Annotated in this window: 15 protein-coding genes and 1 tRNA gene; 10 read left to right on the top strand and 6 right to left on the bottom strand. The window is 45.7% G+C overall.

Annotated elements, in window-relative coordinates; all coding sequences use genetic code 11:
• Position 1: 1 nt before the first annotated feature.
• From rsxD to rsxA, 4 genes are read right to left on the bottom strand one after another with little or no spacing between them, the layout of a single operon-like run.
• Positions 2-1,048: an electron transport complex subunit RsxD gene (gene rsxD, locus FKN93_RS05925; protein ID WP_004395670.1), complete on the bottom strand. Its 1,047-nt coding sequence runs from the start codon at positions 1,046-1,048 to the stop codon at positions 2-4.
• Positions 1,048-3,252, bottom strand: a complete 2,205-nt coding sequence (gene rsxC, locus FKN93_RS05920) for an electron transport complex subunit RsxC (RefSeq protein ID WP_004395669.1) — start codon at positions 3,250-3,252, stop codon at positions 1,048-1,050. The genes rsxD and rsxC overlap by 1 nt, the downstream gene beginning before the upstream one ends.
• Positions 3,253-3,260: 8 nt before the next feature.
• On the bottom strand, positions 3,261-3,848 hold the full coding sequence (gene rsxB, locus FKN93_RS05915; RefSeq protein ID WP_004395668.1) for an electron transport complex subunit RsxB: 588 nt from the start codon (positions 3,846-3,848) through the stop codon (positions 3,261-3,263).
• Positions 3,849-4,427 carry an electron transport complex subunit RsxA gene (gene rsxA / locus FKN93_RS05910; protein ID WP_004395667.1) on the bottom strand — a complete coding sequence of 193 codons (579 nt, stop codon included), beginning with the start codon at positions 4,425-4,427 and terminating at the stop codon, positions 3,849-3,851.
• 262 nt (positions 4,428-4,689) lie between these two features.
• On the opposite strand from rsxA, the gene FKN93_RS05905 reads away from it, so the two are divergent.
• The 5 genes from FKN93_RS05905 to FKN93_RS05885 all read left to right on the top strand — a co-directional run bounded on the left by FKN93_RS05905 (position 4,690) and on the right by FKN93_RS05885 (position 10,081).
• The gene (locus FKN93_RS05905) at positions 4,690-5,049 is read left to right on the top strand and encodes a hypothetical protein (RefSeq protein WP_040904516.1); all 360 of its coding nucleotides are present in this window, start codon (positions 4,690-4,692) and stop codon (positions 5,047-5,049) included.
• A 61-nt stretch (positions 5,050-5,110) separates the two neighbouring features.
• A complete protein-coding gene (locus FKN93_RS05900) occupies positions 5,111-7,222 on the top strand; it encodes a protein-disulfide reductase DsbD domain-containing protein (protein ID WP_004395666.1) in 2,112 nt (703 codons plus the stop codon).
• On the top strand, positions 7,219-7,737 hold the full coding sequence (locus FKN93_RS05895) for a protein disulfide oxidoreductase (protein WP_040904513.1): 519 nt from the start codon (positions 7,219-7,221) through the stop codon (positions 7,735-7,737). The genes FKN93_RS05900 and FKN93_RS05895 overlap by 4 nt, the downstream gene beginning before the upstream one ends.
• Before the next feature lie 135 nt (positions 7,738-7,872).
• Positions 7,873-8,589, top strand: coding sequence for a DsbA family protein (locus FKN93_RS05890; RefSeq protein ID WP_170904672.1), 717 nt, complete (start codon positions 7,873-7,875; stop codon positions 8,587-8,589).
• A gap of 253 nt (positions 8,590-8,842) precedes the next feature.
• Positions 8,843-10,081, top strand: a complete 1,239-nt coding sequence (locus FKN93_RS05885; protein ID WP_212755125.1) for a dicarboxylate/amino acid:cation symporter — start codon at positions 8,843-8,845, stop codon at positions 10,079-10,081.
• Between the two features lie 102 nt (positions 10,082-10,183).
• Here FKN93_RS05885 and FKN93_RS05880 read toward each other — a convergent pair.
• Positions 10,184-10,259: transfer RNA gene (locus FKN93_RS05880), tRNA-Asn, on the bottom strand.
• Between the two features lie 483 nt (positions 10,260-10,742).
• Between FKN93_RS05880 and uvrB the strand changes: the two genes are divergently transcribed.
• From uvrB to FKN93_RS05855, 5 genes are all read left to right on the top strand, one after another.
• The gene (gene uvrB, locus FKN93_RS05875) at positions 10,743-12,773 is read left to right on the top strand and encodes an excinuclease ABC subunit UvrB (RefSeq protein WP_158144095.1); all 2,031 of its coding nucleotides are present in this window, start codon (positions 10,743-10,745) and stop codon (positions 12,771-12,773) included.
• A 143-nt stretch (positions 12,774-12,916) separates the two neighbouring features.
• Positions 12,917-14,278 (top strand): quorum-sensing sigma-54 dependent transcriptional regulator LuxO, encoded by a 1,362-nt coding sequence (gene luxO / locus FKN93_RS05870; protein ID WP_158144961.1) that lies wholly within the window; start codon positions 12,917-12,919, stop codon positions 14,276-14,278.
• A 7-nt stretch (positions 14,279-14,285) separates the two neighbouring features.
• On the top strand, positions 14,286-14,633 hold the full coding sequence (gene luxU, locus FKN93_RS05865; protein ID WP_154168657.1) for a quorum-sensing phosphorelay protein LuxU: 348 nt from the start codon (positions 14,286-14,288) through the stop codon (positions 14,631-14,633).
• 51 nt (positions 14,634-14,684) lie between these two features.
• Positions 14,685-15,638, top strand: coding sequence for a LysR family transcriptional regulator (locus FKN93_RS05860; protein WP_170904671.1), 954 nt, complete (start codon positions 14,685-14,687; stop codon positions 15,636-15,638).
• A gap of 301 nt (positions 15,639-15,939) precedes the next feature.
• Positions 15,940-17,142, top strand: a complete 1,203-nt coding sequence (locus FKN93_RS05855; protein ID WP_154168655.1) for a NupC/NupG family nucleoside CNT transporter — start codon at positions 15,940-15,942, stop codon at positions 17,140-17,142.
• 91 nt (positions 17,143-17,233) lie between these two features.
• Here FKN93_RS05855 and folD read toward each other — a convergent pair whose 3' ends face one another.
• A complete protein-coding gene (gene folD, locus FKN93_RS05850; RefSeq protein ID WP_158138136.1) occupies positions 17,234-18,106 on the bottom strand; it encodes a bifunctional methylenetetrahydrofolate dehydrogenase/methenyltetrahydrofolate cyclohydrolase FolD in 873 nt (290 codons plus the stop codon).
• Positions 18,107-18,262 lie beyond the last annotated feature (156 nt).

The raw sequence follows: 18,262 nt of genomic DNA, 5'->3' as shown, positions 1-18,262 counted from the left end.
CTTAATGCCCGTAAGTACGAGGTTTGGTGTAATAGTCGATTAAGGGTACACACATGTTGGCGAGTAATACCGCAAAGGCGACACCGTCAGGAAAGCCTCCCCAACTACGAATCATCACCACTAAACTCCCAATAAACAGGCCATAGATAATCCGGCCTTTATTGGTAGTAGAAGCGGTAACGGGATCGGTAGCAATAAAAAATGCCCCAAGCATCGTCGCCCCAGAAAGTAAATGAATAATCGGCGAAGCGGTCGTGCCCGGAGCCAGCAGCATCAACAGTAAACTAGAGACAATCACCCCAGAGAGAAAAGCGACCGGTATATGCCAATTAATCACCCGTAGCTTAATCAGTAATAAGCCGCCTGCTAGATAAGCGAGATTCACCCAATCCCAACCAATCCCCGCTAAACCACTGAATGGGGGTAAGGAAAGCGCTTGTGATAGTGTATTGCCAGCATGCAACGCCGTTTTTAAAGCATCCAATGGGGTCGCCATGGTCATGCCATCAATCCCTGTGCGGATCTGCTGTAGCGATAACCCATCTTGATTAAAGCCAGTAAAAATCAATGATAAAGAATCAACAAACGACACGGATTCTGGGGCTAATTGATGTGGTGCCAACCAACTGGTCATTTGTACTGGAAATGAGATTAACAGGACAACATAAGCCACCATCGCTGGGTTAAATGGATTTTGACCGAGTCCGCCATACAAATGTTTACCGACCACAATGGCAAAAACTAAACCGATGATCACTATCCACCAAGGTGAGAGTGGGGGAATAGCAATAGCAAGCAACCAAGCGGTGACAAGGGCACTATAATCTCGTAAAGCTAAACGTGGTGAGCGTTTGCGCAGTAACATCACTATGGCTTCTAAACCTAAGGCAACGGTTATCGCCAGTATCAATTGGATTAATGTTCCCCAACCAAAAAAATAGCTTTGTGCAACCAATCCGGGCAGGGCACAAATCGCGACCCATTTCATCAACTCAGCGGTGCAGCGCTTGCTATGCGCGTGTGGCGAACTAGCAATAAAAAAGGCCACTATTTTTTCTCCTCAGCGTTATTGGCTTGGTGATTGGTTTGCAGGGCGGCTTTGCGTGCTTTAGCACGAGCAATGGCTGCGGCAACGGCGTCTTTTTTGTCATCATTGGGCGCAGAGGCTATCGGTTTAGGCGCTGGGCTGGTTGCTGGAGACGAGTCATCAGTAGAAGCCTCTTGCTGGGCGGCTTTACGCGCTTTAGCACGAGCAATGGCCGCGGCGACGGCGTCTTTTTTGTCATCATTGGGCGCAGAGGCTATCGATTTAGGCGCTGGGCTGGTTGCTGGAGACGAGTCATCAGTAGAAGCCTCTTGCAGGGCGGCTTTACGCGCTTTAGCGCGAGCAATGGCTGCGGCAACGGCGTCTTTTTTGTCATCATTGGGCGCAGAGGCTATCGGTTTAGGCGCCGGGCTGGTTGCTGGAGACGAGTCATCAGTAGAAGCCTCTTGCTGGGCGGCTTTACGCGCTTTAGCACGAGCAATGGCTGCGGCAACGGCGTCTTTTTTATCATTGTTAGGCGCAGCAGCTGTAGGCTCAGGCACTGTACTCGTAGCTGAAGAGATTTCTTCGACTGGCGACTCTACGGATTGTCTCGCTTCAGCTTGTTTGGCTTTCGCGCGGGCAATGGCAGCAGCAACCGCTGGTTTCACTGCTTTCTCATTACTATCCTCTTGCTGCTTTTGCGCTTTGACTCTCGCAATAGCGGCGGCGATCGCATCATCACTGCCACTATTTTGCATCTCTTTGCGGCGATCTTCGGCAGCTTGTTTAAAGCGCTGTTCTCGTTCGGCTTTATCACGCTCCATGCGGGCTTTTTTCTCTTCAAAGCGCTGCTTCGCACGCTCAGCCGCTTCGGCTTCACGTTTGCGGGTGCGAATTTCCGCTTTCGCTTGACGATAATATTGCACCAAAGGAATTTCACTTGGGCAAACATAAGCGCAAGCGCCACACTCAATGCAATCTTTTAGATTCAGCTCTTCGCATTTATCATATTCTTCAGCTTTGGCGTGCCATTGTAACTGCTGCGGGAGTAGCGACGCGGGGCAGGCGTCGGCACATAAACCACAGCGAATACAGGCCATTTCTGCTTGCGGTGCACTAATTTCTTTGCTGGTCGGCGCTAAGATGCAGTTGCTGGTTTTGGTAATTGGCACCTGAGCATGAGGTAGGGTAAAGCCCATCATCGGCCCGCCCATGATCAAACGCGGTAATTTTTTGTCGGCTTGGTAAGCAAACTTCTCTAGCAGATGCGCAACTGGCGTGCCGAGCAGCGTCCATACATTGGTTGGTTGTTTAAAGGTATTACCGGTTAAGGTAACCACACGTTGAATCAGGGGTTCGCCATCGATGACTGCACGTTTAATCGCATGTATTGAGCCGATATTTTGCATCATCAAACCAATATCCGCCGGAATGCCATTATTAGGCACCTCAAGGTTGGTCAAAATTTTGATCAACTGTTTTTCACCGCCAGAAGGATATTTAGTCGGGATCACTCGGATCAGCAAATCTTTTTCTTTTGCCGCTTGCTCTAATGCTTGGATGGCTTCTGGTTTGTTATCTTCAATGCCGATAATCGTCAGCTTAGGGCGCAATATATGCTCGACAATACTGATCCCTTGGATGATCTCGTCGGCATGGAAGCGCATCAGTGCATCATCGGCTGTAATGTAAGGCTCACATTCAGCCGCGTTAATGATCAATATTTCAGTACGTGATAGCCCAGTTTGAATTTTTTTTGCGGTTGGGAATCCCGCACCGCCCATTCCTGAAATGCCGGCGTTGCGGATGATTTCAATCAGTTGTTCGGCTGAATACTGAGTAAAATCGGTGATTGATTGGCGCTCTATCCACGATTCTTGACCATCAGGGCGTAGCACAATGCACATTTCTGGCAATCCAGAAGGATGAGCGGTTGTGCGTGGTTCTATTGCGATGATTTCTCCAGACGTCGGCGCATGCACTGGCAGCATAAATGTCGTTGTATATTTGGTGAGCGCTTGACCTTTGAGCACCCGCTGCCCGACCTCAACCAGTAGATCGCCCGCTTTACCTATGTGCTGCTTTATTGGCAGAACAAGTTCATGAGCAATGGGAGCATGAGCGATAGCGGTTTGTGTTGATTGCTGTTTATTTTCAGGTGGATGAATGCCACCGGGGAAATCCCAAAGACGACCAGCTTGGATTTGTTCAATTAATGACAACATACCTATCCTTAATGCGCACTTTTTTGCGAATTAGACGCAGGTTCAACGATATTCACGACTGGGATAGCATTCATTTGCCATTTCCACGTTTCGGGAGTGGTCTCTAATGGGATCATCTCGATACAGTCAGTTGGGCAAGGGGCAACACACAAATCACAACCAGTACACTCGTCTTTTATTACGGTATGTAAGGCTTTGGTGCCTCCGACGATAGCATCGACAGGGCAAGCTTGAATGCATTTGGTACAACCAATGCACATATCTTCGTGAATAAAAGCGACAGTTTTCACTTTATTATCGAGATCATGAGCCGATTCTTGGACTTCAACACCCATTAAATCCGCTAACTTTTCAATCGTCGCTTGGCCACCCGGTGGGCATTTATTAATCGTATCACCATTGGCGATCGCTTCAGCATAAGGTCGACAGCCCGGATAGCCACACTGACCACATTGCGTTTGCGGTAAAATCGCATCGATTTGATCAACAATCGGATCGCCTTCGACTTTGAAGCGAACAGAAGCAAACCCCAAAATAGCCCCAAACACGGCAGCCAGTGCCGCCAGCGCAAGAATGGCGATCAGTAACGTACTCATTTATTTCACCAAACCGGTAAAGCCCATAAAGGCCAAAGACATTAAACCTGCGGTGATCATGGCAATGGAAGCACCTTTAAACGGAGCGGGAACATCGGCGACCTGAATGCGCTCACGCATCGCCGCAAAAAGAATTAGCACCAGAGAAAAGCCAACTGCCGCACCAAAACCATAAATAATCGATTGGATAAAATTATGATTTTCATTGATATTGAGTAGTGCTACGCCAAGCACTGCGCAGTTGGTGGTGATCAAGGGTAAGAAAATACCCAATAAACGGTATAAAGTGGGGCTGGTTTTATGAACGACCATCTCCGTAAACTGCACCACCACCGCAATCACCAGAATGAAACTCATGGTGCGCAAATACTCAATACCAAGTGGCGCGAGAATGTAACTTTCGACAAGATAGGCACATACAGAGGCGAGGGTAAGGACGAACGTCGTCGCTAACCCCATACCAATCGCGGTTTCAAGCTTTTTCGACACGCCCATAAAAGGGCATAAGCCTAAGAATTTTACCAGTACAAAGTTGTTAACCAGAACAGTGCCGATTAACAGCAAAAAATAGTCGGTCATAGTGATCGTTGTCTTAAATTCCGAGCTGGGCATTATCCTGCTTTGCGCAGTCAATAACAACCGAGTAAAACAAAGGTTTTAGTATGTTGACTAAAAAGTATACGCAATAATTGCGGTTAGAGAGTAAATCCTTTGATTGGCAACCTGATGCGAAGAGGAATTTGCACCATTAAGATAAGGTTATGCTGAACTTTATCGATTGAGTTCGGTCATATTCGCCATAGGTTTTAGTTTGTCGATTTTCGTTACTCAGGATAGTTGATTGGATTATTTACGTCGCCCTCGTTACCGATTATTAGCCTTACTGTTGATCAGTTGGGTGATGGTGCTCTGTCTGGCGAAAAATAGCGGCGTGTTAAGTTTTTGCCCTGAGGTGTCCTCAGTGTTCGCTGATCTGGTGTCGGCGGACAAGGATACCTTGAGTGAGCCCTGCCATTTAACAGAAAAACTGCTGAGTCATCATTTACAACAATTAGTGGAGCTATTTAGTCCATTATTGTGGTTAACGGTTGCGATCATTGTCAGTCAACGGCTGATGAGTCGCTTACCTTTTACCATTTTTCGCGAACCGAGAGTTCCCAAGCGGCGACCCCATCTTCAACTGTGTGTTTTCCATGAATAAAACCAGCATGTATTGGCATTAAAGCTACAAACCTGTTGGTGTTTATTAATAAGGAAAAACCATGTTCCCGGTATTTAGAATCTTCTTAACACGTTTAGTGCGTGTCTGTTTGTTATTAAGCTTATTTAGCTCGTTCTTGGCGCAGGCTGGAGTCGTTGCTACCGATTGGTTGACCGATGCTTATCATCCACCTGTTGCGGTACGTTTGGTGTTAACTGGCCAAAGCGATCCGCAAAGCGGAGAGGCTGCTGGTTATCTGGAAGTAAAATTAGATAGAGGATGGAAAACCTATTGGCGTTCTCCCGGAGAAGGCGGTGTTGCCCCAGAAATTGACTGGTCTGCATCTGAAAATGTGAGTGACTTTCAGTGGCATTGGCCGTTTCCTAGCCGCTTTTCGCTGCTTGGTATTGAAACGATCGGTTATCAAGGTGATACGCTCTTTCCGATCACGCTTAAAATACAAGACTGGCAACAGCCAGTCCGGTTTAAGGCGCGCTTACGGCTCTCATCCTGTTCGACCGTTTGTGTGATCACTGACTATCCTGTTGAGCTGAGCTTTGTTCCTGATCAGTTGATACCTAGTAGCGATGAAGTGGCGCAATATGCACAGGCGATGATCCGAGTACCGCAAAAAACGCAGCAATTATTGACATTAGGTGCTGTCTGGGATGAGGCTCAGCAGCGTTTACAAATCACCGCTTATAACCCACAAGGTTGGCAGCAGCCGGATCTCTTACTTGATGGTCAAAGTGATAAAGTCGTAGAAAGTAGCTTTACTCAACCTCGTATTCAGGTTGATGGGCAAAACTTGACGGCGACATTTGCCGTTTCTAGTTGGCTCGGTAAAGTGGATTTAAGTGGTGAATCTGTGCAAGTTACTTTTGCTGATCAGTCGCTCTTAGTTGAACAAACCGTGGCGATTGAATCTGGTTTGATTCAATCCACCACCTCAGGTTGGGGACTGGTACTGATGTTTGCTAGTGCCTTACTGGGTGGGTTGATTTTAAATGTCATGCCGTGTGTGTTACCGGTATTAGGCATGAAGTTAACGTCAGTGTTGACCTTGGATAAACCGCAGCGTCGTAGTGTCCGCTTGCAGTTTCTCACTTCGGCCGCAGGAATACTCAGTGCTTTTTGGTTGATAGCCATAGGATTATTGGCACTGAAATGGAGTGGTCAGGCAATCGGCTGGGGTATTCAATTTCAAAGTGCCAGCTTTATTGTTCTAATGCTGCTGATCACCACCTTGTTTGGCGCCAATATGCTCGGCTTATTCGAGTTACGTTTGCCAGTGAGTGCTTCGACATGGATGGCAACGCGCGGCTCCGATCAGCGTTATTTGGGTCATTATTTACAAGGTATGTTCGCAACTTTATTAGCAACGCCTTGTTCGGCGCCTTTTTTAGGCACGGCGGTCGCTTTCGCATTGGGCGCAGACACGCTCACCCTATGGTTTATTTTTACCGGCTTGGGTATAGGTATGGCGCTACCTTGGTTACTGGTGGCACTGTTTCCTCAGCTTGCTCTTCGGCTACCGAAACCGGGCGCGTGGATGAACCGTATAAAAATCCTCTTTGGGTTGATGTTATTGGCCACCTCATTGTGGTTATTAACCCTACTCGCTCCCCATTGGCCGATGTGGTCAATACTGCTTTATCTGTTATCTACTCTAGCACTGTGTGTTTGGCAAGGATGGAAACACTACGGCGCTCAGCGTATCGTTCTCTTCGTTCTAATTACCGTATTGTCTTTTGGCGCGGGTCTATGGCTGGCCAAACTCAGTACCACTCATGGACTCACTCAGCTTAGTGACGATTTACCCTGGCAGCCACTGGTAGGAGAGCAAATTGCTGAGCATGTAGAGCAAGGTAAAGTGGTGTTTGTTGATGTTACAGCTGACTGGTGCATTACTTGTAAGGTCAATAAAATGAACGTGTTATTACAAAATCCGGTGCATAAAGCTCTACAGCAAGAAGAGGTGGTTTTGATACGCGGCGATTGGACGCTGCCCAGTGAATCTGTCACTGCATTTTTACAAAGCCATGGCCGATTTGGCGTGCCGTTTAATGTAGTGTATGGCCCTCAAGCTCCACAAGGCATTGCTCTGCCCGTGTTATTAAGCGATCGTGCGGTGATGGATGCGCTGCGTGAGGCAAAAGGAGAGGCTCGATGAAGAAAAAGCGTTTATTACGCCTAGGACGTGAGTGGTTGATGATTGGCTTGCTACTGATCGTCGTTTCTGTGGCTATCGATCAATGGCGTAGCCAACAGATGCCAGAGCGTAATCAATTCAGTTTACAGGCGGTGGATCTCCAAGGTCAGTCAATCGATATTCAAGCCATGAGTGCAGAGAAACCCATGGTGATCTATTTTTGGGCCAGTTGGTGCAATATATGTCGCTTTGTCACCCCAACAGTCAATTGGCTCAGTCAATACTACCCAACGTTAGGTATTGCGCTCTCTTCTGGTAGCGATGAGCAGATACGACGTTATTTGGCTTATCATGACATTGAATTTCCTCAGCTTAACGATCCTCGCAGTCAAATAGGACAGGATTGGCATATACGTTACACGCCAACAATCATGATTGTGCATCAAGGGAAAATTGAATTTATTACCAGCGGTTTGACCACTCCATGGGGATTATTGGCTCGTTTGTGGCTAGCAAGTTATCCCCTTCCTACTTGAAGCTGCAGGGGTGTTGGCCACGTTCGTTCACCCCAATCGCATAGCCTATCTATGCTCATGGGGACTTACTCACTTGCCGCCTACCTGCAACTCCAAGTTGTTTGGGTATAGTCATTATTAAATAAAGGATAAAACATGAAAATCTACAAAATGGTGTTGACCGGCTTATTAGCCACCTTTTCACTGAGTAGTGCTGCTGCATTGACGGTAGAGCAAACCAAACAGTTGGCGGATATTGAACAAATTTTACAACGTAATCCGCAAGTGATTGACAATCTGCACAGCACGTTACGTATGTACGAGCAACAAGCCAATCGTTTTGAGCAGGTATTAAAGGATAATCAAGCCTATTTATACAACAACCCTGATCACCCCAGTTTTGGTGCTCAGAATCCTGAATTAACGCTGGTTTTTTTCACCGATTACAGCTGCCCTTGGTGTAAAAAACTCGATCCGGTATTGCATGAGCTGGTCAAACGTTACCCGACGGTTAAAGTGGTGAGTGTGCTGGTGCCGCTGAAAGAACTCGATAGCCCAGTTAATTCGGCCAGTTATGCATTAAACCTATGGCAGATGGATCAACAAAAATTTACTCAAGCGGATGAATTGTTGGTCAAAAAGCCGGGCGCGCATAATCCACAGTCGTTACTGCAAGTGGCTCAAAAAACCGACACTAGCCAAGCGCTGAATACACAGGAAAAAACGCAACAACAACTGGCGAAAAACTATCAGTTATTTAGTGAATTAGGGCTAAACGGTACGCCGGCGCTGTTAATCGGCCAGCAAATCATCCCCGGTTATCTACCGCTAGATAAGTTAGCACCATTAATTCGTGAAAAACTCGCGAAATAATCTTTCACTTAGCAAGTGGCTTTCTATTTGTTGAGGAAATGCAATAGGTGTCGATCTATTTTTTGTTTTTATTATGTAAGAATTTGCAAGTAAAAATGACATTTCCTTAACATTTCGCTCACGTTGACAGAACAAAAATTGACTTTAGGCCAATACCTCTCTGCTAATCTGCTGCTCACCTCGCTTTCCGCAGGAATAACATCTGCTACGACACACAGCTAATTGAAGCTGTATACATGGAGTGATCATTGAGATGAATAGGTTAACGAGAGCTATTATTATTGCTATGTTGCTGGGGATTGCTACCGGACAAGCTATTCGCTGGTATGCCCCTGTTCAGCCAGAAGAGTTTGCTAATAACATCACCCTAATCACGGATGTGTTTTTACGGCTGATTAACATGATCATTGCCCCTTTAGTGTTTACCACGTTAACGGTTGGTATTGCTAAAATGGGCGATACAACGACAGTTGGCCGTATAGGCATTAAAACTTTACTGTGGTTTATGATGGCGTCAATGATGTCATTAATTCTTGGCTTGGTGATGGTGACCATTCTATCTCCAGGTGTTGGCCTACATTTAGATATCCCTTCGAGCTCTTTGGCCAGTGGGGTTGATGCACAAGCACTGAGCTTCCGTGACTTTGTCATTCATGCCGTACCAAGAAGTGTGATTGAAGCCATGGCCAGTAATCAAATTCTGCAAATTGTGGTGTTTTCTCTATTCTTTGGCTTAGCTGCCGCTGCCATTGGTGCTCCGGCCTATCCAGTGATTGATATGCTAAAAAGCGTGTCAGAGATCATGCTGAAGGTAACCGCTTATGTGATGAACTTTGCTCCATTTGCCGTTTTTGCTGCAATCAGTGCCATGGTGGCTAAAGAAGGAATGGGGATTTTGAGTACCTATGGTGCTTTCATGGGGCAATTTTATTTCTCGCTTAGTGTCTTATGGGGAGCTTTGTTACTAATGGGCGCGTTGGTGCTCGGACGACGCGTGTTTACCCTGTTTCGCATGATACGCGAGCCAATACTATTGGCATTTTCAACGGCAAGTTCAGAATCTGCTTATCCAAAAACGCTAGAAAGTTTAAGTGCTTTTGGTACTCCTAAGCGAATTTCTAGTTTTGTATTACCGATGGGCTATTCATTTAATCTTGATGGTTCGATGATGTACTGCACCTTTGCCGTTATGTTTATCGCCCAAGCTTATGGGATTGAGTTAACCATGGCACAACAGGTGACCATGTTACTTATTTTAATGGTCACTTCTAAAGGTATGGCAGGAGTGCCTCGCGCGTCATTGGTGGTGATCGCCGCCACGCTCCATCAATTTCACATCCCTGATGCTGGCATATTGTTACTACTCGGCATCGATCACTTCCTAGATATGGGACGTTCAGCGACTAACGTATTGGGTAATGCGATTGCTGCTGGTGTCGTGGCGAAAAGTGAAGAGGGTAATGAAGCTCCGCTTGAAGAAAATGTGGCTTAACCGCTAGGTTAATCGAGTGATGTTGTTGCCTTCTCAGTTGTGAGAAATATCAGTCGACTGAAAGCAAAAAAGACGTCCTAGGACGTCTTTTTTTCTGGAATTTGGCTCCCCCTGCGGGACTCGAACCTGCGACATACGGATTAACAGTCCGCCGTTCTACCAACTGAACTAAGGGGGAATAGTTTTGCGGCGAGAATACTACTTATCCGCTCTTTTTCTGTCAATATCTACCCCTTAAAAAATCATAGATATTTTTGATGATAGAGACTTTACTTTTCTGTACTCCTTATCAGGCATGCGTTGCATTTACTTATCCACCAATTTTGTGGATAAGTGTATAAGGGGATTTGTAAAATTAGCCGTAGTTCCAATTGTTATCATACCCCCGCCAGTGTAATCGATTGCTTTTTATGGCTAGTATTTTGACTTTATAGGATTTTTTAGTTTTACCCACAGATTGTTCAGGTGTAGTTGTCAGATTCATGATTATTGCAGTGATGCGAGGTCGAGAGTCTTTTTGTGGATAAGTAATGGGATGTTTTTTGTACCAAAGGGATAATCGTTACGCGTTTTTAGTGTTAACACCTAAACTACTTGCGAGTTTGCAGCGCTGACCGGACAATAGTCATTCAAAGCAATGAATGCAGCAGGATAATGGGTAATGAGCAAAACGTTTGAGCTGGTCTCTGAATACCAACCCTCTGGCGATCAGCCGGAGGCAATTGAACGATTATTGGCAGGCATTGATGCGGGATTGGCGCACCAAACCTTATTGGGAGTAACGGGATCGGGAAAAACCTTCACGTTAGCGAATGTGATAGCTCAAGCCCAACGCCCAACCATTTTATTAGCACCGAATAAAACATTAGCGGCCCAGCTTTATGGTGAGATGAAAAGTTTTTTTCCTCACAATGCGGTGGAGTATTTTGTCTCATACTATGATTACTATCAGCCGGAAGCGTATGTTCCAACTACCGATACCTTTATCGAAAAAGATGCTTCGGTTAACTCTCATATTGAACAGATGCGCCTATCGGCGACCAAAGCGCTATTAGAGCGTAAAGATGCGATCATCGTCGCTTCGGTATCGGCAATTTATGGCTTGGGCGACCCCGATTCTTACCTAAAAATGATGTTGCATCTAAGACGCGGCGATGTGCTTAACCAACGTGACATGTTACGGCGCTTAGCAGAGTTGCAATACAGCCGTAATGATATTGCTTTTGAGCGCGGTCAGTTTCGGGTTCGTGGTGAGGTGATTGATATTTTCCCAGCCGAATCGGAGCAAGAAGCGGTTCGGGTTGAAATGTTCGACGATGAAATTGAGTGTATCAGTCTGTTTGACCCATTAACGGGTGTTATTCGCCAGCGTGATTTGGCGCGTTTTACCGTTTACCCCAAAACCCACTATGTAACACCTCGCGAGCGGATTCTTGATGCGATTGAACAGATCAAACAAGAGTTACAACTTCGGCGTCAAACCCTGTTAGATAATAATAAGTTATTGGAAGAGCAGCGCATCTCACAACGGACACAATTTGATATCGAAATGATGAATGAACTGGGTTTTTGTTCAGGCATTGAAAACTATTCTCGATATTTAAGTGGTCGTAGCGCCGGTGAACCGCCACCGACCTTATTTGATTACTTGCCTCACGATGGTTTATTGGTAATTGATGAATCACACGTGACGGTGCCGCAAATTGGCGCCATGTATAAAGGCGACCGCTCACGCAAAGAAACCTTGGTTGAATTTGGCTTTCGTTTGCCTTCAGCGTTGGATAACCGACCTTTAAAATTTGAAGAGTTTGAAGCCTTAGCACCGCAAACGATTTTTGTATCTGCAACGCCGAGTGCCTACGAATTAGAGAAATCCGCAGGTGATGTGGTTGAGCAGGTCGTCCGGCCAACGGGGTTACTCGACCCTGAGATTGAAGTACGTCCCGTAGCCACTCAAGTTGATGACCTATTATCAGAAATACGCATTCGGGCCGCCAAAGAGGAACGAGTGCTCGTAACGACACTGACTAAGCGTATGGCGGAAGACTTGACCGAGTATTTACACGAGCACGGGGTAAAAGTGCGCTATTTACACTCGGATATTGATACCGTTGAACGGGTGGAGATTATTCGTGATTTACGACTAGGAGTGTTTGATGTCTTAGTTGGGATCAACTTATTACGCGAAGGGCTGGATATGCCTGAAGTATCCTTAGTCGCGATTTTAGATGCTGATAAAGAAGGTTTTTTACGTTCAGAGCGCTCATTGATCCAGACTATAGGTCGCGCTGCGCGTCATTTGCGTGGTAAGGCGATTTTGTACGGGGACAACATTACCAAGTCAATGCGTAAAGCGATTGATGAAACCGAGCGTCGCCGTGAGAAGCAGCAAGCGTATAACCAACAGCGGGGAATAGAACCTCAAGCGCTAAGACGCAGCATTAAAGATATTATGGAATTAGGCGATGCGACGAAGCCGAAACAGCAGAAAGCGAGCAAAGTTGTGCCACTTGCTAAGGTTGCCGAACCCGGTGCGAGTTATGACTTACTCACTCCCCAGCAGTTAGAAAAGCAGATCATGAAGCTCGAAGCTGAAATGTACAAACACGCACAAGATCTCGAATTTGAATTAGCGGCTCAAAAGCGCGATCAAATTACGCAATTACGTCAGCAGTTTATCGCTAATAGCTAGAGCATATAAGAGTTGCATACGGGATAATGGTAATAAGGAGTTTGCAAAATGCGACTCTTGATGCAACAATTAAGCAAAATGCAAAAATAAAATGGCTGGGTAGGCAATTGAGCGAAAATAACGTTAAAACCAAGTATCTGTTGATGGTTGAGGATACGGCTTCTGTAGCAGCATTGTACCGATCCTATCTGACTCCGCTAGAGATTGACATTAATATCGTCAGCACCGGGCGCGATGCGATAGAGAGCCTTAACCGACGAACGCCCGATTTAATCCTGTTAGACTTGCGTTTGCCTGATATGACAGGAATGGATGTGCTTGCCGCGGTAAAAAAACAATCTCCCGATGTGCCGATCATCTTTATGACCGCACACGGCTCGATCGATACTGCGGTCGAGGCGATGCGTCAAGGTGCACAAGACTTTCTGATCAAGCCGTGTGAGGCGGATCGGCTACGTATTACCGTCAATAATGCGATGCGCAAAGCGAATAAGCTTAAAAGCGAAAATTACGATCCAAATAATCAAAACTATCAAGGTTTTATTGGCAGTAGCCAAACGATGCAGGCGGTATATCGCACGATTGATTCCGCAGCGAGCAGTAAAGCCAGCATTTTTATTACCGGTGAGAGTGGTACTGGTAAAGAAGTGTGCGCCGAAGCGATTCATGCCGCCAGTAAACGAGGCGACAAACCGTTTATCGCCATCAACTGTGCTGCGATTCCAAAAGACTTGATTGAAAGTGAACTGTTTGGTCACGTCAAAGGTGCCTTTACCGGAGCCGCCTCAGATAGACAAGGTGCTGCGGAGTTAGCTAATGGTGGAACGCTCTTTTTGGATGAGCTGTGCGAGATGGATCTTGACCTGCAAACCAAATTATTGCGTTTTATCCAGACTGGTACTTTTCAAAAAGTCGGCTCTTCTAAGCTACACAGTGTCGATGTGCGCTTTGTTTGTGCGACGAACCGTGATCCCTGGAAAGAAGTTCAACAAGGCCGTTTTCGCGAAGACTTATATTACCGTTTATACGTGATTCCATTACATTTACCGCCACTACGAGAACGGGGCGATGATGTGATTGAAATTGCTTATTCATTATTAGGTCATATGGCGAAAGAGGAAGGCAAAGGATTTGTTCGTCTCTCTTCAGAAGTGACAGAGCGTTTTAAGCATTATGAATGGCCAGGTAATGTGCGCCAGTTACAAAACGTACTGCGTAATGTCGTGGTATTGAATGATGGACAAGAAATTACCTTATCGATGCTGCCTCCGCCACTCAATGCGCCAAGAATGGCAGAGCCTACCTTTTTGTCTCAGGATGAGAAGGTGCTTTCTGTGCATGATATTTTTCCGTTATGGCTAACGGAAAAGCAAGCGATAGAAAAAGCCATTGAAGTGTGTGATGGCAATATTCCAAGAGCGGCGAGTTATTTAGATGTCAGTCCCTCAACGATTTATCGCAAACTGCAAACCTGGAATGAAAAAGAGCAGGAAAAGGAGCGTTAGAGACGTTATGCAGTGGATGAATACCGAAAAAATTGATGCATTGGCTCAAGAGATAGGCAAAGAGAATATTCCTATCTTAATGGATATTTTTTTAGGTGAACTTCGCCTTTATCATCAGCAGCTCACTCAAGGGGCTGATGGCGGCAATATGACTTACTTAATTGAAATTAGTCATGCTCTTAAAAGCAGTGCCGCCAGTTTTGGTGCCGATAAGCTGTGTGCTTTTGCGACACAAATCGATAGCAATGCTAAGCAGGGGATTGCTATGAATGAAGAAACAGAAACGGCTAAGATGCTAGAGATACTCAGCGAAACTACCCAGTGTTATGCTCAGTTACAAAGCGCGGTGCATTAACCGCTTCAAACCTGTCTTATAACAAGGCGCATTTTACTGGAAGGAAAATCAGTGTTAGCGGAACGAGCTGGGCAAATGGTGATTTTTGCTACTTTGGTGCAGCAAAAAGGCTTTACCGCTGCCGCCAGGCAATTGGGGGTATCGGTCTCTCATGTCAGTAAACAGTTGGCTTTACTTGAAGCGTCTTTGGGAATTAAGTTGGTACAACGTACAACGCGGAGTGTCACCATTACCGAAGCGGGGCAAGGTTTTTATCGGCATTGTGCCGAGTTACTTCGTTTGGTCGATGAGGCGCAAGCTGAAGTTGAAAGTCAGCGTGATGAAGTCGCTGGGCTGCTGCGTTTGGGTTTATCGCAATCTTTTGGAACTTTACATGTTTTACCTGCGCTAGAATCGTTGCGTCAACGTTATCCTGAGCTACAAGTCGAGGTCCACCTGTTTGATCATCGTGTTGACATGTTACAAGAGGGGCTCGATTTATGGATAACCAGCAATGAGCATATACCTCAGGGATACATTGCTCAGCGTCTAGCGGATAGCCGTTTTGTTGTGGTTGCCTCACCGGACTATTTACTACGCCATGGTACGCCGCATACTCCGGAAGCGTTATCAGAGCACAATTGTTTGATTTATCGCAGTTGGGATCGTGACTATACCCGTTGGTCTTTTGCAAAATCGGATCACAAGTTGACCATACAAGTTTCGGGTAACTACTCGGTTGATTTAGCGGAAGCGGTACGTGATGCTGCAGTGGCTGGATGGGGGGTAGCGTATCTAGCGACGTATCTGCTTAAAGATGAATTTCGTCACGGACAATTGATTCAATTATTGCCAGATTGGCACGCCAACCAAAATATGCCGTTTTATGCGGTTTATCCTAGCCGCCAGCATATGCCTAAGAAAACGTCGGCGGTGATCGACTTTATCAAAGACAAATTAGCGAGTCCTTGTTACTGGGACAGCCGCTTAGAGCCTTATGTGCGCTTCGCATCGACAGGATGCTAAGTCTGCCGCCTACTTAATGTTTCAATCTCCCCCTGTTTTCCTCGTCTGGCAACATTGGTCGTCTATGCATGAGTTTGTTCTTTTTTCTTAAGTGATTCTTTCCATGACTAGAAACATTATTTCCATATAGAAATAGTATCAAAAAGCAAACGTTTGTTTTGTTGAAATTCAATGGCTTAAATAGTCAGTGATCGCGTGGATTATTTTTGATCTACTCCGTTAACATTTGCTACTTGCGTATCTACTTTTGCGCTATAGAATGCCTCGCCTTGCATTATTAGTAACTTTTCGGATTGGATTTATGATCTCATTACTTGGTGTGATAGCCATTTTAAGCGTTGCTTGGCTATTTTCTGCAGATAGAAAAAATATTCGACTTAGAACGGTCGGTTTGGCTTTTTTGTTGCAAGTAGGTTTCGCCCTGTTGGTGCTCTACGTGCCAGCAGGTAAAGATATACTCAATGGGGTGACAGGCGCCGTTGCTCATTTGATCGATTATGGCCAAGAAGGGATCAGCTTTATCTTTGGTGGGTTAGCCAGTGAGAAAGTAGGCTTTGTATTTGCCATTCATGTCCTTGGTATCATTATCTTTTTTTCTGCGTTAATTTCGGGGTTATACCATATTGGCTTGATGCCGAAAGTGATTAATTTGATTGGCGGAGCGCTACAAAAATTACTGGGTACTGGCCGAGCAGAATCGCTGTCAGCAACCGCCAATATTTTTGTGGGTATGATTGAAGCTCCCCTTGTGGTTAAGCCTTATTTAAAGCAGATGAGTGATTCACAGTTTTTTGCGGTGATGACTTGTGGTTTGGCATCGGTTGCCGGAGGCACCTTGGTCGGTTATGCGTCATTGGGCGTCAATTTGAACTATTTGATTGCCGCCGCGTTTATGTCTGCGCCTGCCGGTTTATTAATGGCAAAAATGTTGTTTCCAGAAACGGAAACCTACCAACAAAAGGCCGAAATCGATATTGATATTCCAAAGGCAACCAATGTCGTCGAAGCGATGGCTGATGGGGCGATGTCTGGACTACGGATTGCGGTTGCGGTCGGTGCGACACTGCTGGCTTTTGTTAGCGTGATTGCCTTACTCAATGGTCTATTAGGCTGGGTAGGGGACGGGATCGGCATCACATTAAGTTTTGAGCTGATACTAGGGTATTTATTTGCACCAATAGCATGGTTATTGGGCATTCCATGGCATGAGGCGATTACCGCCGGATCGTTGATTGGTAATAAAATCGTCATCAATGAGTTTGTCGCTTTTATTCAATTCATCAACGTACAATCACAATTGAGTGAACATTCGCAAGCGATCATAACGTTTGCTTTATGTGGTTTTGCTAATATTTCGACGATGGCGGTCTTGATCGGTGGCTTGGGGAGTTTAGTACCAGAGCGGCGCAGTTTTATCTCTCAATATGGTTTTAGAGCGATTGGAGCTGGCGTTTTGGCTAATTTAATGAGCGCTGCATTGGCTGGTGTGATCTTATCACTATAAATATAAAAGGGGCGAGAGAGATTATTGCTCGCCCCTTTTTTGTCTCATATGTTACTTCTCATTGTTAATCAGAGATAATTAATGCGAGTGATTAAAGTTGCGTTTTATCTTGAGTATGGAACTGTTCGCACGCCATCATGGTGTTTTCAATTAAACTTGCTACCGTCATCGGGCCAACCCCACCAGGAACCGGAGTGATAAAACTGGCTCGTGTGCGTGCAACTTCAAAATCGATATCACCAATCAATTGTCCAGAAGCAAGACGGTTGATACCGACATCAATCACTACGGCTCCTTCTTTCACCCAAGATCCGGGAATAAAATTAGGCTTACCGACCGCGACGACTAAAATGTCGGCTTGACGAACATGGTGTTCAAGATCTTTAGTGAAACGATGGCAGGTTGTCGTTGTGCATCCCGCTAGCAGTAATTCCAGACTCATTGGACGCCCTACAATATTCGATGCACCAACGACAACGGCATGTTTACTCCGCAATTCGATATTGTAACGTTCTAATAAGGTAATGATCCCTTTAGGGGTGCAAGAGCGCAGTTTAGGGATACGCTGAGCTAAGCGACCGAGATTGTAAGGATGAAATCCATCGACATCTTTATCTGGTACAATACGTTCTAGTACTTGGGTCGTATCAATGCCAGCAGGTAGAGGAAGTTGAACAAGAATACCGTCAATAGTGTCGTCTTGATTCAACGTATCGATTAACGCTAAGAGCTCCGCTTCGCCCGTTGTTGCCGGCAGATCATAAGATTTCGAGATAAATCCGACTTCTTCACAGGCGCGGCGTTTACTGCCGACATAGACTTGCGAAGCCGGATCTTCGCCGACAAGAACAACCGCAAGTCCAGGAGCCCGTAGTCCCAAATCGGTGCGGGCTTTTACTCGTGCTGCGACTTCAGATCGCACCGTTTGCGAGATTAATTTTCCATCAATATATTGAGCCGTCATAACATTCCTTACTTACACTGCAAAGCACAAAATTTTGCGCGCATTGTGGCAGATGACAAGCAAAATATCCATAAGCAAACGTTTGCTATTTGATTTTTAATGTTTGTGCGGATTTTTCTGTTTCAAATTCGGTAAAGGTGATCCGCTAAATAGTGA

The organism is Vibrio sp. A8-1, from assembly GCF_013048685.1.
Taxonomy (GTDB): domain Bacteria; phylum Pseudomonadota; class Gammaproteobacteria; order Enterobacterales; family Vibrionaceae; genus Vibrio; species Vibrio metschnikovii.
Note: the sequence above shows the minus strand (reverse complement) of the source record. Positions and strands in the feature narration are given on the sequence as shown.